Origin of the sequence: Paenibacillus sp. FSL H8-0282 (genome assembly GCF_037963825.1) — a bacterium.
Taxonomy (GTDB): domain Bacteria; phylum Bacillota; class Bacilli; order Paenibacillales; family Paenibacillaceae; genus Paenibacillus_AQ; species Paenibacillus_AQ odorifer.
Genome location: NZ_CP150146.1, coordinates 6350303 through 6370470, shown reverse-complemented (window position 1 = coordinate 6370470; position 20168 = coordinate 6350303). Strand labels below are relative to the sequence as shown.

Sequence of the window (20168 nt, the reverse complement as noted above, 5' to 3'; positions counted from 1 at the left end):
TAACACATGCAACGCTTTAAGAGACCGTTCGTTTGGCTGATGCTGGCGGCTTTGATCGTTTCTATGTTCCCAGGTAAATACACGCCCATAGCGGCAGCGGCTACCACGAGCTCCACGACTTTCTTCAGTCCGGATGATCTCACATTACGTAATACTGTTCTGTTGAAACAGGATGTTGTAGCAACAACAGCTAATCCTAATCCTGAGGGACTTATTGACCGTTCTAGTGTTTACAAAGTAAGTAGCCCTACCTTTTCAATTACAGGAACCTACTCTCAGGTAACATCTTCCACGATGAAGGTTACTGTAGAGCAGCTTACAAAAGATAGTCAATCTAATAAATGGGTAACAGATGCTACTCACCTGACTACGGGAGCGGTAACAACAGATACCAATAGCCCGGATAACCGTTTTGTAGCATCTGGTCTTGTTTTGTATACAGGTTTTAATAAGGTGACCTTTTCTGGTATGCAAGGGAATCTCCAACGTTCAGAATCATTTTATGTTCTTTACGATAAAGTTCCCTATGTAACAGAATTAAAAGTTTTGGGTGGTCCTTCTGCGCTTAATTTAAATGAAGGAACACAAGTTGTCGTACCAGTATCTACAGTTACTCTTCAAGGTAAAGTAACGAATGCCACTAAAGTCAGTGTCTCCGTGAATGGAGGAACTGCATTACAAACTTCCCTATTGGAAGACGGAACATTTTTCACCCCCGCGCTGAACTTGAGTCCGGGTTTAAGTACGCTTAAGATTGTTATTCAAAATGCTTCGGATTCAATAACAATAGACAGATCCGTATATTTCTTTGATAAGGATCAACCGTACGCTTCTTTGAACATCAACCACGACAATGCGGACTATAATATCTTAAATGATAATGTGCCTACGTTGACTGCTGATTTGACTCCAAGTGTTGCAGGTTTTACTGGACAGATCTTAGTTCCATATAACGTGGCTCCGTTTGCAACAAATGCTGTGCTAACTCTTAATAAAGGTAATAGTTCCGAAAAAGTTGTAACGATTAGTGCTGTGACAGAAGAATTAACAATTCCTGGTCCTGATGGCGTTACTCCAACGTATAAATTGGTTAAATTTAAGACTGCAGCTGATTTAGAAATCTTGGCGGGTGTAAATGACTTTAAATTGTCTGTCGATTATGGCAGCCACAGCAGTTCTCATCTTTATTCATATAAATTTTTGAAAAATGAGACTGTTATAACAGAAATGTACTACCTTCCTGGATATACAGGCTCAGGTGATCTTACCAATATCTCTAAATTGCCTTTGAATGGCCAACAGTTGGAGACGGATAGTTTCTATATAATGGCGAAGACAAATAGATCAACAACCCCAGCAGATATAACTGCAAACTATTTGCCTTTGAGTAATAAACCACTATCCATAGATTATGTAACTGCAGGCACAGGAACAAATGAATATATTTATAAAATATCAGGGTTCTCTAATGGTCAACAAAAGGTACAATTCCGTTATAAAGAATCCGAATCCTTCTATAATGCTGATATTTCATATGTATCGAAAAACTATATATATGTAAGTAATCTGCAAGATGGTCAGACCTACGAATTCGATTCCAGTGTAGAAAGAAAACTTAATGTCGCTGGGGAATATATCGGGTTCGAAAATATAGAAAATGCACAAGTGCAAATTAACGGTACAGACAGTAACTCATTATCTAGCAATCCTTTTAAGCTTGAAGTAGAAAAAAACTCAACAGTAAATAAAACAACTTTTAATTTCACTGTGACAATCAGTCAGACGGGGCCACTGGTATACGGTGAGAATAAAATCGTGTTTACTGGAGTCTCAAGAGATAATGCTGGTAACCAACGTATTATCAAAAAAGAACTTAAAATTTACATCATTGATACCAACATTTCTGGGGTAAAACAATTCCATCCTACTTTAGGGGATAATCGTTTACCTTTTACAACTACAACCCTTTCTAATGAAGTCGAGCGTAATGCCATGCTGGCATTGCCAGCTGAGATTGTATATAAGGATGAAAAATATACAACAAGCAAAGATAAATTCGACTTGGTACTACAAGGTAGTGGTGCTACAACGCTGAATCTATATCAGGGCTCTACTTTGGTGTTTACTTCGACGGGGCAGGATAAGCTGCTAATTGACGGTACGGAATCCGATGGACCTATTGGTCCTAAACGTTATCCTGATGAAGTGGCTGCAAATGGTCTGTATTATGACTACATTGGCAGTGCTAAAAACTTTATTTTAAGATTACGTGACATTAAATTTGATGCCCCAGGAAGTCAAGTTTATACCCTAGAGCTTATTAACAAAACAGGAGCAAGAACTACACAACGTCTTGAAGTAGTGCGGGAAGTTGCTCCATATCGTCTTCTGTCACCTGTAGCGACGGTAGGTGAGCAAATTGTTGTTAACAAAAACTTTGTTCGTTTTGATATTGAGGCTGAAGGTGCCACTAAAGTAATAATTGGCAAAGAAGAAGCAATTAAACGTACGGATTTGCCAAATCAAGATCGCTTCACCTATGATTATGTGGGCTTAAAAGCAGACAAATCGAATCCCATTAAGATACAAGTGGTTCGTGCTAACTCCACAATAAGCGATACTATAAATGTGTATTATGCTAGTGCAGTGCAGATTGATACACAATATATGGCGGAGAAGGTAGCTACGAAGTATAGTGTCTTTAATAAAACCTTGGAATTGAACTTCCCTAAAGGCACGATTATGAAGGGATATACTAGCTCTGGTGCTGCAAAATATTATCCTAATACAAAACTGTTGTTTGGTATTGCGGATCCCGCTGATGGCGTTGTTGAACGTAAGAATGATTACGGGAACATTATCAACGTAACGGGTAGTGACGACAGAACCGAAGGCGGGGGCGGGCAGCTTGTGATTCCACAGGATCTTGCTCTGCGCTTTACATCAACCGTCTCTACTAATAACTTTTCGAGAGTATCGGATATCTATTGGCTCAGTGGTGGTCTAGGAAATGATGGCGTTAATCTTGAGACCAACGGGGTTACCCCGCATTTCGTGGATGCCAGTGGAAAGACTGGATACTTTACACAGTATAGTCAAACAAGAAAAATCGTACCTTCTCAACGTGGTGAATTGACGCTTACTTTCAACTCCAGCATTGTGGATGAAGTGGGATCGACTATTACAGTATTCCGATATACAGATTCAGGTAAGTGGGAGAACTTGGGCGGGGTCGTAGATACGAAAAAACATACCATCACCGTTCCATTCGATGAATTTGGTTATTACACTGTTATGAAGCTGCGCCGTGGTTTTGTTGATATTACGAATCATCCATGGGGCAGAAATATAATGAATGGATTGTATTCCAAAGGATTTATGACCAATCTTCGAGCAGATGCATTCGGAGCCGACGATTTGACCACTCGTGGTGAATTTGCTACATTGTTGGTGAAATCATTAAGTATTCCTTTGAACTATGATGCTAATAAACAAACCTTCTTTGATATTGTGCCAGAAGCCGTCGCGGCCACATGGGATTTCAAACACATTGAGACGGCTGCTAGGGCAGGTATTGTTACAGGTCTCAGTGATGGCTTCTTTGGGCCTGATCAAGCCTTAACACGTGAACAAGCCGCAGTAATGATAGCTAGGGCGTTGAAACTCAAGATGTCGTTGAATGACAGTAAACTGTTGGCAAGCTTAAGCAAATCATTTGTTGATACAAGCAACATGGATTTCTACTCACGTCCTGCAATTGAAGCTATATCTAAAGCTAAGATTATGGAAGGAAGTGCTGTGACCGTTACAGGCCAAAAGAAGCCCGTCTATAACTTTAACCCGAAGGGTAAGTTGACTAGAGCAGAGGCTGGTAAGATTACTGTGGCACTCTTACAGAAGAGTACAAGCATCTTCCCTAAGAACTTTAACTAAAGAATAAAAAAGTGCTCCGGCCTGCGAAAAGTATTCGCAGGTCGGAGTTTTGATGTAAAGATAACAATTACCAGCGACATAAATTTTGTAATCTGCACCGATTTACGATACAATAATGTAGAAAATATTATTTTCTGAAAGGTGAAAGCCATCGATGAAACCGATTTTATCAAAAGCACAGCTGGATTACATGAAAGCCAAGAATATGTTTGAGAATAGAGCAAAAGTGTTGGAAAAGGAAATTGCAGCTAAACGCGCATTACAGGAGATTACTCAGGAGGTCATGGAAGAGCTTGTACAAGCAACGGGATTCCACGATTCATACAACGAGCTTGTTGTTGCTGAGAACGCTCTGATCGAATGGTCTCATACTACAATCAAGCATGAGAAGAGCTACCGCGAGAACCGCGCAGCTATTGATGCAATGTATGACAATGTGAACTCGAGTCCTGAGAAGCGTCAGGAATTGATCCAATTATCTATGAAGATTCGTTAGAAACAATGTAATAGAAGCAAGCGTCGGCAACGGCGCTTTTTTTGTTTTTTGTAGGAATGTTTAAATTAATAGTACAAGTGTTAATGATTCTTAGTAAATATTGCATAATGACGTTTAGAAAGCGACTATGATATACTATTTTCCGTAGGCACCCATGATTAACAATAGTTAGTAGATCATACATATGTATCTTCTAATGGGATCACACCGGAAAATATAAAAAGAAGATTTTTTTTGAGAAACCGCAACTTTTTCAAATCTTCTGCGTTTAAGGTGTAGAGTCATTTACACAGGGGCTGAAATTAACCGCTGGTAAAGCCAATTTCAACAAATGGAAAAATTAGCTTTACGTGACTTGAGGCACATTGTATAATACTTAGGTATAATTAGGAATCTAGTATTGTCATGTCCTAAAATCGTTTACCAGTTTCTGTGATACCCGTCACAGACATTATTTATACTTAATTTGCTCAACTCTGGAAAGGGGGTGCATCGGCTAATGAGTGATATGAGCTACTCAACTAAAGAAAAATCCCAGTTTATGAACGTCCAAGGAGGAGAAAAAAAGGTTATGAAGAAAATTTTATCCGTAGCATTATCTACAGCAATGGCATTCTCGATGTTTGCCTCTGTAGCGTTTGGTGACGCAGCAACAACTCCGCAACAAAAATTTGATGCTTTGGCAGCGAAAGGTATTCTCAATGGATACCCAGATGGTCAAGCTCACCTTGAAAAAGATCTTACTCGCGCTGAATTCGCGAAGATCGTTACTAAATTGTTTGATCTTTCAGAAGTGACTAACAAATTGTCTTACAAAGACAAAGGTTACAATGCTTCTAACTGGGCAGTTCCTTACATCGAAGCTGTTACTGCAGCTAACTTGATGCAAGGTAAAGATACTGTTAAAGGTATCTTTGACTACAACGGTAAAGTGACTGTTGAAGAAGTATCGGCTGTATTGTTCCGTGCTTTGAAACTGGAACAACCAACTACAACTGATAACTCTGCATCCGCATGGGCTAAAGGTTACGCTCAAGCAGTAATCGACGCAGGTTTGGTTGCTAAAGACACTAACTTCAAAGCTAACGCTAGCCGTTCTTTGGTAGTTGAAACAGCTTATGCTGTTGATCAAAAGCTTACAGTTCCACAATTGACTGTAGCTTCTGCTGAAGCAGTAAGCCCAACTAAAGTAGTTGTTACTTTCTCTGATAAAACTACTACAACTGTAGAATTGACTACTGCTCTTGTAGCAGGTGTTGAAACTACAATCAACTTTAAACACCAAGAAAAAGATTTCACTGCAAAAGTAACTTTACAAGCTCCTAAAGTTGTTTCTGTAACTGCTCCAAACTCTAAACAATTGGTTGTTAAATTCAACCGTGCTGTTGATGGAGATACAGTTGCTGAAGATGGAAAATTGATTAAAGATGTAGTTCAAGTAACTGCACTTAGTGGTGCTCCAGTTGTAACTGCAGCGGGCGCAGAAGTATCTTTCAGCACTGATAACACTGAAGCTACTATCACTTTCCCAGGACTTGAGTATTTGAAAGGTCAATACACTGTTGTTGTTAACGATAAAATCAAAACAACAAGTGGTGAAGTAGTTCCAGCTTTCACTAACATTGTACCTGTTGCTGATACTGTGGCTCCTACAGTAGCTACTGTAAATGCTGTTGCTAAAGCAACTACTAACAAAGTATATGTTAAATTTAGCGAACCAGTTAAACCAGCAGGTATTATCGCTTATGTTAACGGTGCGGCTGCAACTGTTCAAAGAGATACTTATGACACATTTGTTTTGACTACTGGAAACTTGAATAGCGGTACTACTTATGATGTATCTCTGACTAACGTTTCTGACTTCGCAGGTAATGTTGCGAACCCTAACCCAATCAAAACTAGTGTTACTGTAGTATCCGATGTAGCAGCTCCTGTAATTAAGAGCGTGACTCCAGTCGGCGATCGTTATGTTGAAGTTAAATTCGACAAAAAGGTAAACAGAGATTCCCTAGTAGGTAATGTTCGTTTACTTGATGCTAACGGAGAAAGCAAAGGTGTGTTCTATGTGAGCACTTCTTCCGATAGCGACACAATCAAATTGAGATCCCCATTGAGTGCATTGCCTACATCTGGCACATTCACAGGATCCATCGTATTTGGTCAATCCGTACGTGACACTCTTGGTAACACTTTGAGTGCAGCTGCGACTCAAGCAATTACATTCACTAAGGATACTAGTGCTCCTGGTGTAACTTCTGCAACTTATTCCAACAAAGGTTTGGTAATTAAGTTCAATGAAGAAGTAATTCTTGATACTGCTGGAACTAACAACAGACAAATTCTTGTTATCAACAACAAGACTGGTCAACAAGCTGCAACACTGAATGTTAGAGCTGGTTCCTTGTCTGCTGATAAGAAAACATTGACTTACGCTGTTTCCTTGTCTGGTGCAGACTACACTGTACGCCTACCACAAGGTTTGGTTACAGATGATTCATTCTCAACTAATCCGTTTGCATCAACAACAGTTGCTCTAGCTATTGAAGCTGCAAATACTAGTGATGTAACAAGACCAGAAGTAGTTAGCATTACTCCGCATGACAAAGATGCGGCTGGTACTGTAATTGCTGATGTATACTACGACGTAGTTGTTAAAGATTCTGGTTCCGATGCAAGTGGTTTGAATGTAGCTACTTTAACTGATGTTAATAGCTATACTCTGAACAGCAAAGCATTGCCACTTGGTGCTTACCCAGTAATCACTTCAATTGGTACAGGTGATGATGCAGCTGCTCCTAAAACAGCAACTGTAAGAGTCTACATCCCTGGTAACACAATCACCAAAACAGAAGACTATACATTCCAAGTCTTCGGTATCGCGGATAAAGCTGGAAACGGAATTATTGCTGTTGAGAAGAAATCCGAACTTACAGACCGCGTTAAACCTACATTGACAACTGCTGCTGTTTCTAGTGGTGACAACACTGTATTGGTTATCGGATTCAGCGAAGATGTTAAGGCTTCTACAGTTCAACTTGCTGATTTCGAATTCTCGATTAACGGTGTTAGCCAAAATGCAGACAAATCCAACGTTAAACCTGCTAGCATCGCTCCTGGTGCTGGATCTGACGCTGGTAAGTTCTATGTAACATTCGACAAATTGGATGGAACTACTGGTAAACAAAACCTCAACGCTAACGATGTTAACTCCATCGAAGTTAAGGTTAATGCTAGTGCGAACATCACTGATGATGCTGGTAACAAGATCACAACTGGTACTGTAGTTACTGGTAAATAATCATTGCTTTAGAATTACCGAAGCACAGAATAGCCTCTTCGGAGGCTATTCTTTTTTTATAGGTTTTTATCCCCAATAATGAGGAGGAACTTCTTTGAAATCGGTATGGAAAGTAACAACCGCAGCCGTATTGCTGGCTGGTGGTGTATGGGCTGGATCTCTGCTAAACATTACTGCTGAAGGTGCTGGTGTTGGCTCTCAGCCTGGCACAACGGATGATCCTGTAGTTACGAAAAGCTACGTAGATCAGCAAATTCAGAAAGCACTATCAGATGGTACAGTGACGACTCCGGTAGCGAGTGCTACACCTGCGCCTAGTGCAACCACAGCGCCAGTAGCTACGCCTGGTCAAAATAGCAGTAATGAATCTGTGATTGTTGATGTGAAGCCCGGCCAAACTTTAATTGCTTCTGCAGGCGCTGAATTTATCGTTCGCGCGGGTAAAGCAGTAATCGTTTCACAAGATGCCAATGGTGTGGCCGATTTAACAGACGGTAAAGATCTTACAAACGGACTAGCTGCACCATCTAACCACTTATTGTCCTTCCCTCGTGATGGTCGTGGAATAGCTGTTCAAGAGGGTCAAACGCTTGGTCTTGTTGTGATGGTTCGTGGTGGATATACCTTGAAATAATGTGTAATGATATATATTCATAATGCCCGTAAACGGACTTAATCATACCTTCAAACTGTTTTCCAAAGTTACAAATCATTGGCGCGATTGAAGATTAAGTGATGGACGCACAATATTCCTGTAATCTTACAAATTCACAGGAGGTGCTGTAACATGGCACGTAATAATCGTACAGTCGTACCTGAAAGTCGGACAATGCTGAAACAAATGCAATATGAAATTGCAGCTGAATTTGGTTTATATGGGGCTCATTATGGAGGCGGGGCAGACACGGAGTTTGCTTCTGAGTTAGGAGCAGTCGGAGGTAGTGGTTCTGGCCGTAGTCAGTACCTTGGGCATCTGAGTTCAAGGGATAATGGGTCTGTTGGAGGAGAAATTACGAAGAGACTCATTAAGCAAGCTGAACAGTCTCTTTTTCAATAATATCAGGGGTTAGGATGGCCTTATTCCTTGTCTGATATTGCTTTTTTATAGCGTGAAATCAATATTCATACTCTCACGGGGGGTTCTGTGTTTAATTGACACCACCCCCTAAATAAGATAATATGACTTTTGAGGAAAGCCTTAAACCTTTTCCATATGGAAAAGGTTCATTTTTTTGAAGAGTTTAGTGAATGTAGGCATCAAATTTTGCAAAAATCCTTCATAAAAAGAAATCAGGCAAACCTGAATTATTTATATTATTTAGTTTTATTATTTGGCCTGTTATCATTAAGGAATCCCTTATACAGTGTCAGACTAACCATATGGGAGGTTGTTATACTTGTCTATTAAAGGGCGTCATTTGTTTACTTCTGAGTCCGTTACGGAAGGGCATCCGGATAAAATCTGTGACCAGATTTCCGACGCGGTATTGGATGCATTTTTAGTTAATGATCCTAATGCACGTGTAGCCTGCGAAGTAGCAGTAGCAACAGGTCTTGTACTGGTGATCGGGGAAATCAGTACCAAATCAGAGTATGTTGATATTCCTGCCATCGTACGCAATACCATCAAAGAAATTGGATACACACGTGCAAAATATGGTTTCGACTATAATACATGTGCTGTGTTGAGTTCTCTTAACGAGCAGTCCGCTGATATTGCCCAAGGTGTTAACTCTGCTTTAGAACACCGTGATCCTGCTCAAGTAGCTGAAGAAACAGCTAATATTGGTGCAGGCGATCAAGGGCTCATGTTTGGTTTTGCTACGAACGAGACACCTGAACTGATGCCACTGCCGATTGCTTTATCACATCGTATTGCACGTCGTTTATCTGAAGTTCGAAAGAACGGAACCTTGGACTATCTTCGTCCAGACGGCAAAACACAAGTTACGATTGAGTATCAAGATGAAAAACCTGTACGCGTAGACGCTATCGTAGTATCTACACAACATGCAGAGGAAATTTCTCTTGAACAAATTCAGGCGGATATTAAAGAACATGTTATTTTGCCTGTTGTTCCTGCGGAACTGCTTGATGCAGAAACCAAATACTTTATTAACCCAACCGGACGTTTTGTTATTGGGGGTCCTCAAGGGGATGCTGGTCTAACTGGCCGTAAGATTATCGTCGATACATACGGCGGTTATGCTCGTCATGGCGGCGGAGCATTCTCAGGTAAGGATCCAACTAAAGTGGACCGTTCTGCGGCTTACGCGGCTCGTTATGTAGCTAAGAATCTTGTAGCTGCTGGTTTGGCCGACAAATGTGAGATCCAACTTGCCTATGCCATCGGTGTAGCTACTCCTGTCTCGATAAATGTGGATACATACGGAACAGGTAAAATCAGTGAAGAGAAAATGGTTCAACTGATCAGCAACAACTTTGATCTTCGCCCTGCGGGCATCATTTCTATGCTTGATTTGCGTAAACCGATTTATAGACAAACTGCAGCTTACGGTCATTTCGGACGTACTGATGTTGATCTTCCATGGGAACGCGTAGATAAAGCAGAATTGCTAAGAGATCAAGCAGGGTTGTAATTTATCATACGGTCTTATAATATGTTAGCCCGCAAGTTGGCCATGGTGTCAACTCTGCGGGTTATTTTGCGTGCGAAAACGAGCAAGGCTAGTGAATCTAACCATAGAGAAGTAGACTACTAAACTTTGCCAGCCTTTTAGCCGAAATATAAGAATATACATAAAGACGATAGTATGGCTTGAGAGGAGTCTATCACGGAATGAAAAGAAAAATTTCAATATGGACGGCACTTATTCTAGCGGGAGAGTTAGTACTTGGTTCGGGTTATCCTGCTATTGGAATAGGGAATTCAGCAGTGTACGCTGCATCAGAGTTTGGTATAACAGTCTCACCAGCGCCTGGAGCAAGTTATGTAAATATCGGATCATCCCTTAGACTGAGCTTTGATCGTCAAGTAAACCCGCAGTCAGGTGAAATTACTATTACGGGTCAAGGTGATAGCTCACCTTTTTTAACGATTCCTATTGGTAGCTATGGTCTAATTGGTAGTTCAAAAGATTACGAGCTTAAGCTAAATCAACAGTTTACTTCAAACAAGACTTATACAGTAACAATCCCTAAGGGGTTGTTCAAGGATAATGATGGTAATGAGTCAGGTGTTACTTCATGGGCATTTACTACTGCGCCTGAGAGTAATACAGCGATTACGGCAGGCAACTTTTCACCTGCTAATAATACAAGAGTGGATGCAGGAGCCCTTAAGGAGCTAAGTCTAACCTTAAATAAAAACCTGATAAAAGGTGGAGGTTCCATTCGAATTTTGTCGTCTGCAGATAATGCAACCGTTCAAGAGTTCAAAATTAAGGATGATGATACTAGAGTCAACGTTCAGACTGATGCTAACTCTACTACAGTTAAACTAACATTGGATAAAACATTGGCCTCCGGAAGTAACTATTATGTTCTTATAGATTCTTATGCTTTTAAGGATGTTGATAATCGAACGTATTCCGGGATTTCAAGCGGTGATGTATGGAGCTTCTCTACTAAAGGTGTGGCAGAGATTCCAGTGACTCCTGCACCGGCAAACGGATCAGGTGGGGTATCTACCACTGGAGCCCTACAACTTACATTTGATCGTCCTATGATGCCTGCAGCTGGAACCATAACAGTATCTCCAGGTGCAGCTAACGATGCTAGAACGAGATGGCTTAATGTAAACTCCCCAGCCGTTACAGGAGGAAGCAGCAGAACTATAACATTGCTTCCAGCATCAGCAGCATCACCCTTGCTAAACAGTACGCAGTATACGGTGACGATACCGCAGGGAGCTTTTTACGATCAAGACGGAAATGTATTTCCGGCTTCGGGTGCGTATACCTGGACATTTACAACGGCTTCTTTGACAGGACTTAACGTAAGCGCGCTAAATCCGGCTGACCGGAGTGAATCCATAGCTAACAACAGATCATTTTCTGTCACATTCAATCGTAATGTGAATTATAACAGTGCTGTGGAAAATGGCGTAGCACTTTATAAAAGTGGCGGCGCACAGGTTCCGGTTACTGTTAACCGGAGTACAACTGCTGCAAACGAATATGTAATTACACCTAAAACAGCTTTAGATAGCGACTCAACCTATTATATTGATATTGCTAAAGGAGCTTTTGTAGACGCTATTGATGCTAATGTTATCTATGATGGACTAAGCGGAAAAAATTCATGGAGCTTCCGGACCTTGTCTCAGGACAAAACAGCTCCACAGCTCACATCTGCATCACTCGAGAACAATCGGACCATTCGTTTAAAATACAATGAGAGCCTCAACTCTTCCATTGCACTGTTGATCTCCAGCTTTGGTGCTACGGTGAATGATGAGAATCGTACAATTGAAAGTGTCTATATCCAGGGAGACAGCGCCTATGTGGTACTCAGTACAGGGGTAGCGGTTGGACAGAACGTGAAGGTTAGCTATACAGGTGGCCTGCGGACCATTCAAGATCCAAGCGGAAATGCAGCCAGCACCTTTAGCTCAAAGCAGGTTACTAACACTATCGAGTCCTCCATGCCTACACCCAAAGATGGACGGATCACGGGTAGAACTGTAGCGTTGAATTTCAATGACTCCTTAAAGGCAGTTTCCTCTTACGCACATAGTCAGTTTCTAGTGACTTCAGATGGGGGATCCCTAGGGGTCAGCTCCATAAGCTCCAGCGGGAACACTGTATATTTAGGCTTAAATAGCGATGCTTCTAATGGCCAGACCGTTCGTGTCTCCTATTATGCAGGCTCTTATCCTTTGCAGAATTCTTTTGGACAAAATATTGCGGATTTCACAGATTTCTACATTCGCAACAGCAATGATACAATTCCACCCGTGTTCCAAAGTGCAACCGGAGGTGGCAATAAAATCCTTCTGAATTACAATGAAGGCTTGTCAACGACAAACCTCCCGATGAACAGCCAGTTCTCTGTGCTTGTTGGCAGCACTCCTAATTATGTTACGAATGTATCGGTCAGTGGCTCACAGGTCACGCTAACGCTCCAGAGTGCTTTGACGGTGAATCAGAATGTTACTGTATCCTATGTTCCGGGGACTACCGGAATAAGCGATTTAAATGGAAACCGTGCAGCTTATATTAACCTGCAGCCTGTGTCCATCTCGGAAAACAGCGGAACTAGCATACCTGAGATTAGTTCTGCCACCATCAATGGCGACGAGCTTACGGTTACATTCAGTAAAAACATGCAGGCATCTGGTTCCCTCTACGCTAATCAGTTCGGAGTTAGAGCAGATGGGAGCAGTATGGGTGTACAAAACTACACTTTGTCAGGGGATATTTTGAAAATAACAACATCCTCAGTAGTAAAGACCGGGCAAACTATCGATTTGTCCTATATGTCAGGTTCAGGTACGATCAAGGATTTGAACGGTAATATACTGTCCTCATTCTCTTCTCTCTCTGTTAAGAACCTAACCGGCGTGAGCACCGGAACGGGAAATCGTCCATCCTATCTAGGGACGCTTGCAACAAGTGAGTTTGGAAAAGAATACGCGCTGCTGAAGAGTGACTCTTCACAAATCGTGGATGACCGTTCGTTATACAATCAATCTGTAAAAAGATATACCTTAAACACAGATCGCCTGACGGCCAGTTATGAATATCTGTATAAGGCAAGTAGTGATACATTAGCTTTTGAGGTGCCTGCTACAGAACAATCGGCCTATGTGACTGTTCCTTTAAAGCCTTTGCTTGATGCTGTAAATCGTAGTAAAATCACAAAATTTATGATACGTTATGGCGATCACTTATATAGCGTAGGACTAGACGATATCGATATGAACGGATTAGCGACTAGCTTGATTGCAGATAGTAAAAATATCTCGCTGGTGTTCCGCTTAGAAAAGGTTCCGGCAGGTACGTTCTCCCCATTTGAGCAAAAGCTAAAAACTATGGGGATGCAGAGCGTTACTAGTCTTATGGATGTCCGGGTGACTGCGATAGTAAGCAGCAATTATTCTAATGCTAAGGCATTATCGGTACCTGGAGAATACACTGTGCGTACAACTTCTTCATTGAACAATGCGCAGACATCTGCTGCTAGACTGGATCTTTCCTATTACGATGCAGCCTATCTGCCAACAAAAGTAAGTACGGTAGGTAGCTATACGATTATTCGTGCTCGTACGGAGGGTAATCAGGTGTTAGGAACTTTTATATCAACCCGGGCCTTCTCAGATATGAGTAAGCATTGGAGTAATTCGATCGTAGCAGAGCTTAGTGCAAAAACTATTATCGATAGCAGTTACGGGACTACATTTAGTCCAGAAAAAAAGATTACCCGTGCAGAGTTTGCAGTAATGCTTAGCCGGGGACTTGGTTTGCTAGGCGATCGCGAGACCGCACAGCGCTTCCGGGATGTGCAGCCTTCTACACAAACTGGAGACTATATTGGTGCAGCAGCTAAGGCTGGTATTATTACAGGGAACACGGATGGCTCCTTCCGGCCTAACGATAATATCACTCGTGAGCAGATGGCAATCATGATGATTCGGGCAATGGAATACACCAAACATCCTATTACATTAAGCGGCACTTCTGCCTCAACACTGGCTCGCTTTAAGGATAAGTCCAAAATTCAGAATCAAAGTGCAGAATTCGTAGCTAAAGCTGTGCAATCGGGGATTATTTTGGGAATGACCACAAGTGAGTTCCAACCTCAGGGTAATGCCACTCGTGCACAAGCTGCTGTGATGTTGCATCGGATGCTGAAGCAAACAGATTATTTGTAGAATAAATTGATTGGTAAAGCCTGGCATTCTGCTGGGCTTTTTTTTATGTTAATAGTTTGTGCTACGAGACTCTATAAAGCTTGAAATCTCTCAATTTCGCAACTTTTTCGCTTATTTTCAGTCTATTAAAAGAGTACTAGAAAAATAGGAACCAGTTTCCAGACTTTTGATAACGGACTTGAAGAGTAAAAAAGAGATGGGAGAGTTACGTCGAAATGAATGAAGTTTTCATGGAGAAGAAGAGTAGAGAAGTTGTTCGGGGAATAAAATTATCATCTACTAAAAAATGGGTTGCCGCTTCATTAGCAGGTGTGTTGTGGATTATGCCGGTAATTGGCAGTGAAGGCTTAGCAATGTTTGGTCATAGTTCCACACCAATTGCTGCCGCAGCCACATCTAATTTTAAAGTAAGCAAGCTGGGAGAAGAAGTAATTACTTCGGGCGCCATTATGATGAAATACAAATATACGGCTACACGTTCAGGAGCGAGTGCTTCTGGCTTGGCGGATGTTATTCGCGTTGACCTCAACAATCCATATGTTTCATTAGATGTTATGACAGGTAAAGGTGGAAACCTGACAACACGTCAAAGTACTGGCGGGATGGCTAAGGAAACTGGAGCCGTGGCTGCAGTAAACGGAGATTATTTTAATACAGGCGGGGAAGGCGCTCCGATTGGTGGACAAGTATCCAGTGGAGTATTGGTATCCACCCCTTCGCAATTGGATGGAATGTATGCCTTTGCAGTGACTAAGGACCGCAAGCCTCTTATTGATGAGTTCAGCTTTGAAGGAATGGTAACCGCACCTGACGGCGCACAGTTTGAGATATCCGGTATCAATAAAGGTGCTTATAGTCCTGAAGGTGGAAGCTCTACTTATAGCCATGCTAATGCAATGTACATCTATACGGATGTATGGACCGCACTCGATCGTCCCAAAAACAGCTCAACCACACCGACAGAGGTGCTCGTTGAGAACGGCGTAGTTACTCAAATATCTGAAAATGCTGCGCTTCCTACAGCGGTTCCAAAGGGAGCTTATATTTTGCGGGCCCATGGCTTAGCCGCACGGTATGTTACTGCCCATCTGACTGTAGGACAACCGGTAACAAGTGTGTACTCCCTGAAATCCAAGACTACGCAGCAATCGCTAGATCCTGCTAATCTGCAAACAATGATTGGTGGACATACGATTCTTGTAAATAACGGAAAAGCTGCAACGTTCTCTCGCTCGACTAGCAGCATTGGCGGTTATCGTGCACGTACGGCTTTAGGATACTCTCAGGATGGACGTTATGTTTATATTATAGCTACTGAAAAAAATGGCAACAGCTCAGGAATGTCATTGACCGAGCTGCAATCTTTTATGACCAATATTGGAGTCTGGAAAGGGCTTAACTTAGACGGAGGCGGCTCTACAACGATGGTAGACCGGCCTCTTGGTGAAAGCTCAGCCACACTAACCTTTAATACAGAGTATGGCACAGAGCAGCGCAGCATTGTTAACGCGCTTGGTGTTTATACTAACGCACCACAAGGTGAAGTAAAAGGAATTAAAATTAGCGGAAGCACTTCGCTATTAGTTGGACAAAAGGCTACTTATTCGTTAAAAGGTTATGACACTTACTATAACCCTATAGATGTAGCAGCAGGCAATCCTACTTGGACATCAAGCGGAGGAAGCGCAACTGTAAGTGCAGGAGAAGTAACGGCAGTGAAGCCAGGCACCGTTACCTTAACGGCTAAAAGCGGCGTAGCAAGCGCTTCTACAACCCTTACAGTCTTGGGTGGAGATGATCTATCCAGCATGAGTGTAGGCACTGCTACAGCGCCACTGACAGCTGGGACAACTGTATCTGTCCCTGTAAAGGCCTCTACGAAGAGTGGAGCAACCATAAGCGTTCCAGATTCAGCGCTGAAGTGGGAGTTTGTAGGCTTTAAGGGAGTCGTGCAAAATGGCAAGCTTACTGTAAACTCTGTGGATGCAGGGGTTACTACAGGTTACGCTATTGCTCGTTATGATGGATTTAGCACAGCGGTTGTATTATCGACAGCAGCAGCTACAACATGGGAAGATTTCGAGAAGGTAAGTTATCCAGTCAACTTTACTACCAATGTGCCAGCGGTACAGGGGACTGCAACGATAGTAGACGGATCGGCTGAAAGAGTAGGCTCCAAGGTGCTGTCACTCAGTTATGATATGACGGCTGGCAGCGGTAAAATGTACGCTTATGCTCAACTTAACGGCACAAGTGGAAAAGCCGTTCCAGCGCTTGCAACTTCGATGTCAGTTGATGTGATGGGCGATATGAGCTTAAATTGGCTGCGTGCTGAGTTTGTAGACAATAGTGGAGCTACAGCCTATGTAGATCTTGCGAAGATTATCGATTGGAACGGTTGGAAGAACATAAACATCGACTTGTCAGGATCAGGGATTAAATTCCCGGCTACGCTGAAGAGACTTTATGTAGTCAACGTAGAGGAAGGCCAAGATGAACGGGCGAAGACAGGTACCGTTGCTTTTGATAATATCACCTTCACAATGCCTTCACTTTCCAGTGATGCAGGGTTACCAAAGGGTACAGCTTCGATGAGCATCGGCTCCAAAGCAATGACCGTAAACGGAAATAAGAAGGCTATTGATGTAGCTCCAATTGTGAAAGACGGCAGTACTTATGTGCCGATCCGTTATGTGCTGGATGCTTTTGGAGGGAATGCTACCTGGGATCAGGTGAATAAGAAGATCATGGTGTTGCGCGGAGCCAAGGCACTGGATCTGACGGTAAATAAAAAGGAATACCTGTTAAATGGTAAGCGACAAAGTGCTGAAGTAGCACCTATTATTTTACAGGGTAGGACTTTAGTACCTCTGAGACTGGTTTCTGAACAGTTAGGATTAACTGTAAAATGGGAACAGAAAACGAAGACCGTAACTATCGAATCGTGATATGTTAATATATAAGGAAAACCTTAATACGATCCGATAGAAAAGGGGCAAGCATCCGTGGAATTTCAAGCCGATGCGATTGATCGCGTTATTAAAAATACCATCGACGTGATGGAGAGCAGCAAGTATCAGATTTTTGAAATATTGCAGGTTGCACGTGATGAACTTGCTGCACTCAACAAGGAACTGCAGCGGGTCATGGACGAAACGGATGAAACGTTGAAAAAGGTAGACAAGCTGGAGTTACAGTATCACCGCTCCAGAATCCGGCTGACAGAGGTCAGCCGGGACTTTGTCCGCTACTCAGAGAAGGATATCCGTATTGCTTATGAGAAGGCTACAGAGCTTCAGCTCGAACTCATGATGACGCGTGAGCGAGAGGTCTATCTTCGAAGCAGACGTGATGAATTACAAATGCGAGTGCGCAGTGTCGAAAATTCTGTAGAGCGTGCAGAGTCAATTGGTTCGCAAATGAGCGTAGTGCTCGAATATTTGTCGGGAGAACTAGGCCAAGTGACGAGAATTGTCGAATCGGCGAAGAACAGACAGATGATCGGACTCAAAATTATCCTGGCTCAAGAAGAAGAACGGAAGAGAATTGCCCGGGAAATTCATGATGGTCCCGCTCAAATGCTGGCAAATCTAGTCCTTAGGACGGAAATTGTAGAAAGAATGCTGGTAAAGCAGGAATTTGGGCTGGTGCAGGACGAAGTAGTAGATTTAAAAGGGCAGGTTCGTAACAGCCTGGAAGAAATGCGTAAGGTTATTTTTAATTTACGACCGATGGCTCTCGATGATTTGGGCTTGATTCCGACTTTGCGGAAATATGTGCATGATTTTGAAGAAAAGACGAAACTGCGGACGACTCTGGAAACCCGGGGACAGGAACACCGACTATCTTCAGCGATGGAGGCGGCGGTATATCGTCTGGTTCAGGAAGCATTGTCTAATGCAGCAAAACATGCCTACCCAAGCTTCGTATTGGTGGAGATTACATACCAAGCGCAGTTAATTAAGATTGTGATTAAAGATAACGGATTAGGCTTTAATGTACAAAAGTTAAAAAATCAGCAAGGTAATCGGGAAAGCTTCGGGCTAGTAGGTATGCGGGAACGTGTAGAACTGCTTGAAGGAAGAATGGAAATTGTATCAGCCGAGAATCAGGGGACAACAATCGTGATCCATATTCCGACGAATGTGGAGAAGGGGAAGGAGTAGTGTGATGGAGAACTTAAACTCTAGTAAAACGCCCATTAAGGTTCTTTTGGCGGATGATCATCAGCTTTTTCGTGAAGGGCTGAAACGCATTTTGAATATGGAGGAGGATATCGAGGTCATAGGGGAGTGCGGCGACGGTATTCAGGTATTAGAGTTTTGTAACGGTACTAAACCGGACATCGTATTGATGGACATCAATATGCCTGTTGAGAATGGCGTAGAAGCCACTCAAAAACTTCGGGAAATGTTCCCGGAGGTTAAGGTAATTATTTTATCCATTCATGATGATGAGAGTTATGTATTTGAGACCCTTCGTAAGGGCGCCAATGGTTATTTATTGAAGGATATGGAGGCCGAATCCCTTATTAATGCCATTCGTTCGGTCTGTGAAGGACATGCCTTTATCCATCCAAAGGTTACTGGAAAGCTTATCAATCAATTGCGGCGTATGACTTACCTTAACGAGACTGGTGTAACTACAGATACAGTGGTGAAGGAAGCTGGTGTTAAATTTATTGCTGGCGACAACAATCCTCTGACCCGTCGTGAAGCAGAAGTGCTGCGTCTAATGGCTGAAGGTAAGAGCAACAAAATGATTGGTGAATATTTATTCATTAGTGAAAAAACAGTTAAAAACCATGTTAGCAGTATTTTGCAAAAAATGGAAGTGGATGATCGGACTCAAGCCGTTATTAATTCGATTAAATATGGCTGGGTAACCTTGTAGAAGCTTCACGGTAATACGTTACATATAGGAAAGAAATTAAGTAGACACAGCTTGCTTCCCTGATGGGTGTTCTAGGCAGTCACCGACCTTTTAATGCCGGCATATAGTGTTGGTATACAGAGGAGGTGCATCTCCATGGTAGCCCAGTTGATATGGATTGCGGTTGTTTATGTATCCGCTGCAGTGATGATTCATATGTTGCATAACCGGCAGAAGGTGCGTAAAACACCGCAGTCCGGAAAATGGATTCATTATATTTTTATTACCCGCAATCATGAATCTGTTGTGGAATGGTACATTCGGGCACTGACATTTCAAGCTCTTCTAACCGGAAAACGATTGCGAGTAACGTTCATGGATGATGGTTCGAGCGATGGAACACTTGGGATAGTTTCCAAAATGGCCGCTAGCGGCTGCTCTATCGATCTTGCAACATCTATGTACTCTCTTCAGATGAGTGAAGAATTGCAGCATGAAGGAATTGTAGTAGACTTGCGGCTGTCAGGGCAGTCTGTATCGCTGCCTTTTATGGGGATGGCAGGAAGTAGGGGATGCGAATCAAAGCGCAACAGATCTTAAGTAAATATGTAAGTAACGGGTGAAGCACACTCTCCAAGAACTGGGGGAGTGTGCTTTTTGCATTTGGGGAGACGGAGTCGTGAATTTGGGATCAAATATGGAGTTGCTAAGTACAAGCGAAAGGTAGGAGGGAT

At 42.4% G+C, this 20168-nt stretch carries 11 protein-coding genes; all 11 read left to right on the top strand.

Going from position 1 to position 20168, the window contains the following annotated elements; genetic code table 11:
- Positions 1–6: 6 nt before the first annotated feature.
- Complete coding sequence (locus NST94_RS27700; protein ID WP_280753184.1) at positions 7–3933, top strand: S-layer homology domain-containing protein; 3927 nt, start codon at positions 7–9, stop codon at positions 3931–3933.
- 154 nt (positions 3934–4087) lie between these two features.
- Entirely contained in the window at positions 4088–4429 is a 342-nt protein-coding gene (locus NST94_RS27695) for a hypothetical protein (RefSeq protein ID WP_076201899.1), read from the top strand.
- A 499-nt stretch (positions 4430–4928) separates the two neighbouring features.
- The gene (locus tag NST94_RS27690) at positions 4929–7727 is read left to right on the top strand and encodes an Ig-like domain-containing protein (protein ID WP_076201897.1); all 2799 of its coding nucleotides are present in this window, start codon (positions 4929–4931) and stop codon (positions 7725–7727) included.
- Positions 7728–7821: 94 nt separating this feature from the next.
- Complete coding sequence (locus tag NST94_RS27685) at positions 7822–8361, top strand: hypothetical protein (RefSeq protein WP_280753183.1); 540 nt, start codon at positions 7822–7824, stop codon at positions 8359–8361.
- A 153-nt stretch (positions 8362–8514) separates the two neighbouring features.
- Positions 8515–8784, top strand: a complete 270-nt coding sequence (locus NST94_RS27680; RefSeq protein WP_036681516.1) for an alpha/beta-type small acid-soluble spore protein — start codon at positions 8515–8517, stop codon at positions 8782–8784.
- A gap of 340 nt (positions 8785–9124) precedes the next feature.
- Positions 9125–10327, top strand: coding sequence for a methionine adenosyltransferase (metK, locus tag NST94_RS27675; protein ID WP_036681514.1), 1203 nt, complete (start codon positions 9125–9127; stop codon positions 10325–10327).
- 200 nt (positions 10328–10527) lie between these two features.
- Positions 10528–14562, top strand: coding sequence for an Ig-like domain-containing protein (locus tag NST94_RS27670; RefSeq protein ID WP_076301446.1), 4035 nt, complete (start codon positions 10528–10530; stop codon positions 14560–14562).
- A gap of 215 nt (positions 14563–14777) precedes the next feature.
- On the top strand, positions 14778–17510 hold the full coding sequence (locus NST94_RS27665) for a stalk domain-containing protein (protein WP_081383173.1): 2733 nt from the start codon (positions 14778–14780) through the stop codon (positions 17508–17510).
- A 57-nt stretch (positions 17511–17567) separates the two neighbouring features.
- On the top strand, positions 17568–18728 hold the full coding sequence (locus tag NST94_RS27660) for a sensor histidine kinase (protein ID WP_036681511.1): 1161 nt from the start codon (positions 17568–17570) through the stop codon (positions 18726–18728).
- Between the two features lie 4 nt (positions 18729–18732).
- A complete protein-coding gene (locus NST94_RS27655; protein WP_036681509.1) occupies positions 18733–19455 on the top strand; it encodes a response regulator transcription factor in 723 nt (240 codons plus the stop codon).
- A 135-nt stretch (positions 19456–19590) separates the two neighbouring features.
- Positions 19591–20034, top strand: coding sequence for a glycosyltransferase family A protein (locus NST94_RS27650; protein ID WP_076123908.1), 444 nt, complete (start codon positions 19591–19593; stop codon positions 20032–20034).
- Positions 20035–20168 lie beyond the last annotated feature (134 nt).

Coding starts and splice junctions, on each gene's coding strand:
- NST94_RS27695 (WP_076201899.1), top strand. CDS start 4,088: ATGAAACCGATTTTATCAAAAGCACAGCTGGATTACATGAAAGCCAAG.
- NST94_RS27690 (WP_076201897.1), top strand. CDS start 4,929: ATGAGTGATATGAGCTACTCAACTAAAGAAAAATCCCAGTTTATGAAC.
- NST94_RS27665 (WP_081383173.1), top strand. CDS start 14,778: ATGAATGAAGTTTTCATGGAGAAGAAGAGTAGAGAAGTTGTTCGGGGA.
- NST94_RS27655 (WP_036681509.1), top strand. CDS start 18,733: ATGGAGAACTTAAACTCTAGTAAAACGCCCATTAAGGTTCTTTTGGCG.
- NST94_RS27680 (WP_036681516.1), top strand. CDS start 8,515: ATGGCACGTAATAATCGTACAGTCGTACCTGAAAGTCGGACAATGCTG.
- NST94_RS27670 (WP_076301446.1), top strand. CDS start 10,528: ATGAAAAGAAAAATTTCAATATGGACGGCACTTATTCTAGCGGGAGAG.
- NST94_RS27700 (WP_280753184.1), top strand. CDS start 7: ATGCAACGCTTTAAGAGACCGTTCGTTTGGCTGATGCTGGCGGCTTTG.
- NST94_RS27650 (WP_076123908.1), top strand. CDS start 19,591: ATGGTAGCCCAGTTGATATGGATTGCGGTTGTTTATGTATCCGCTGCA.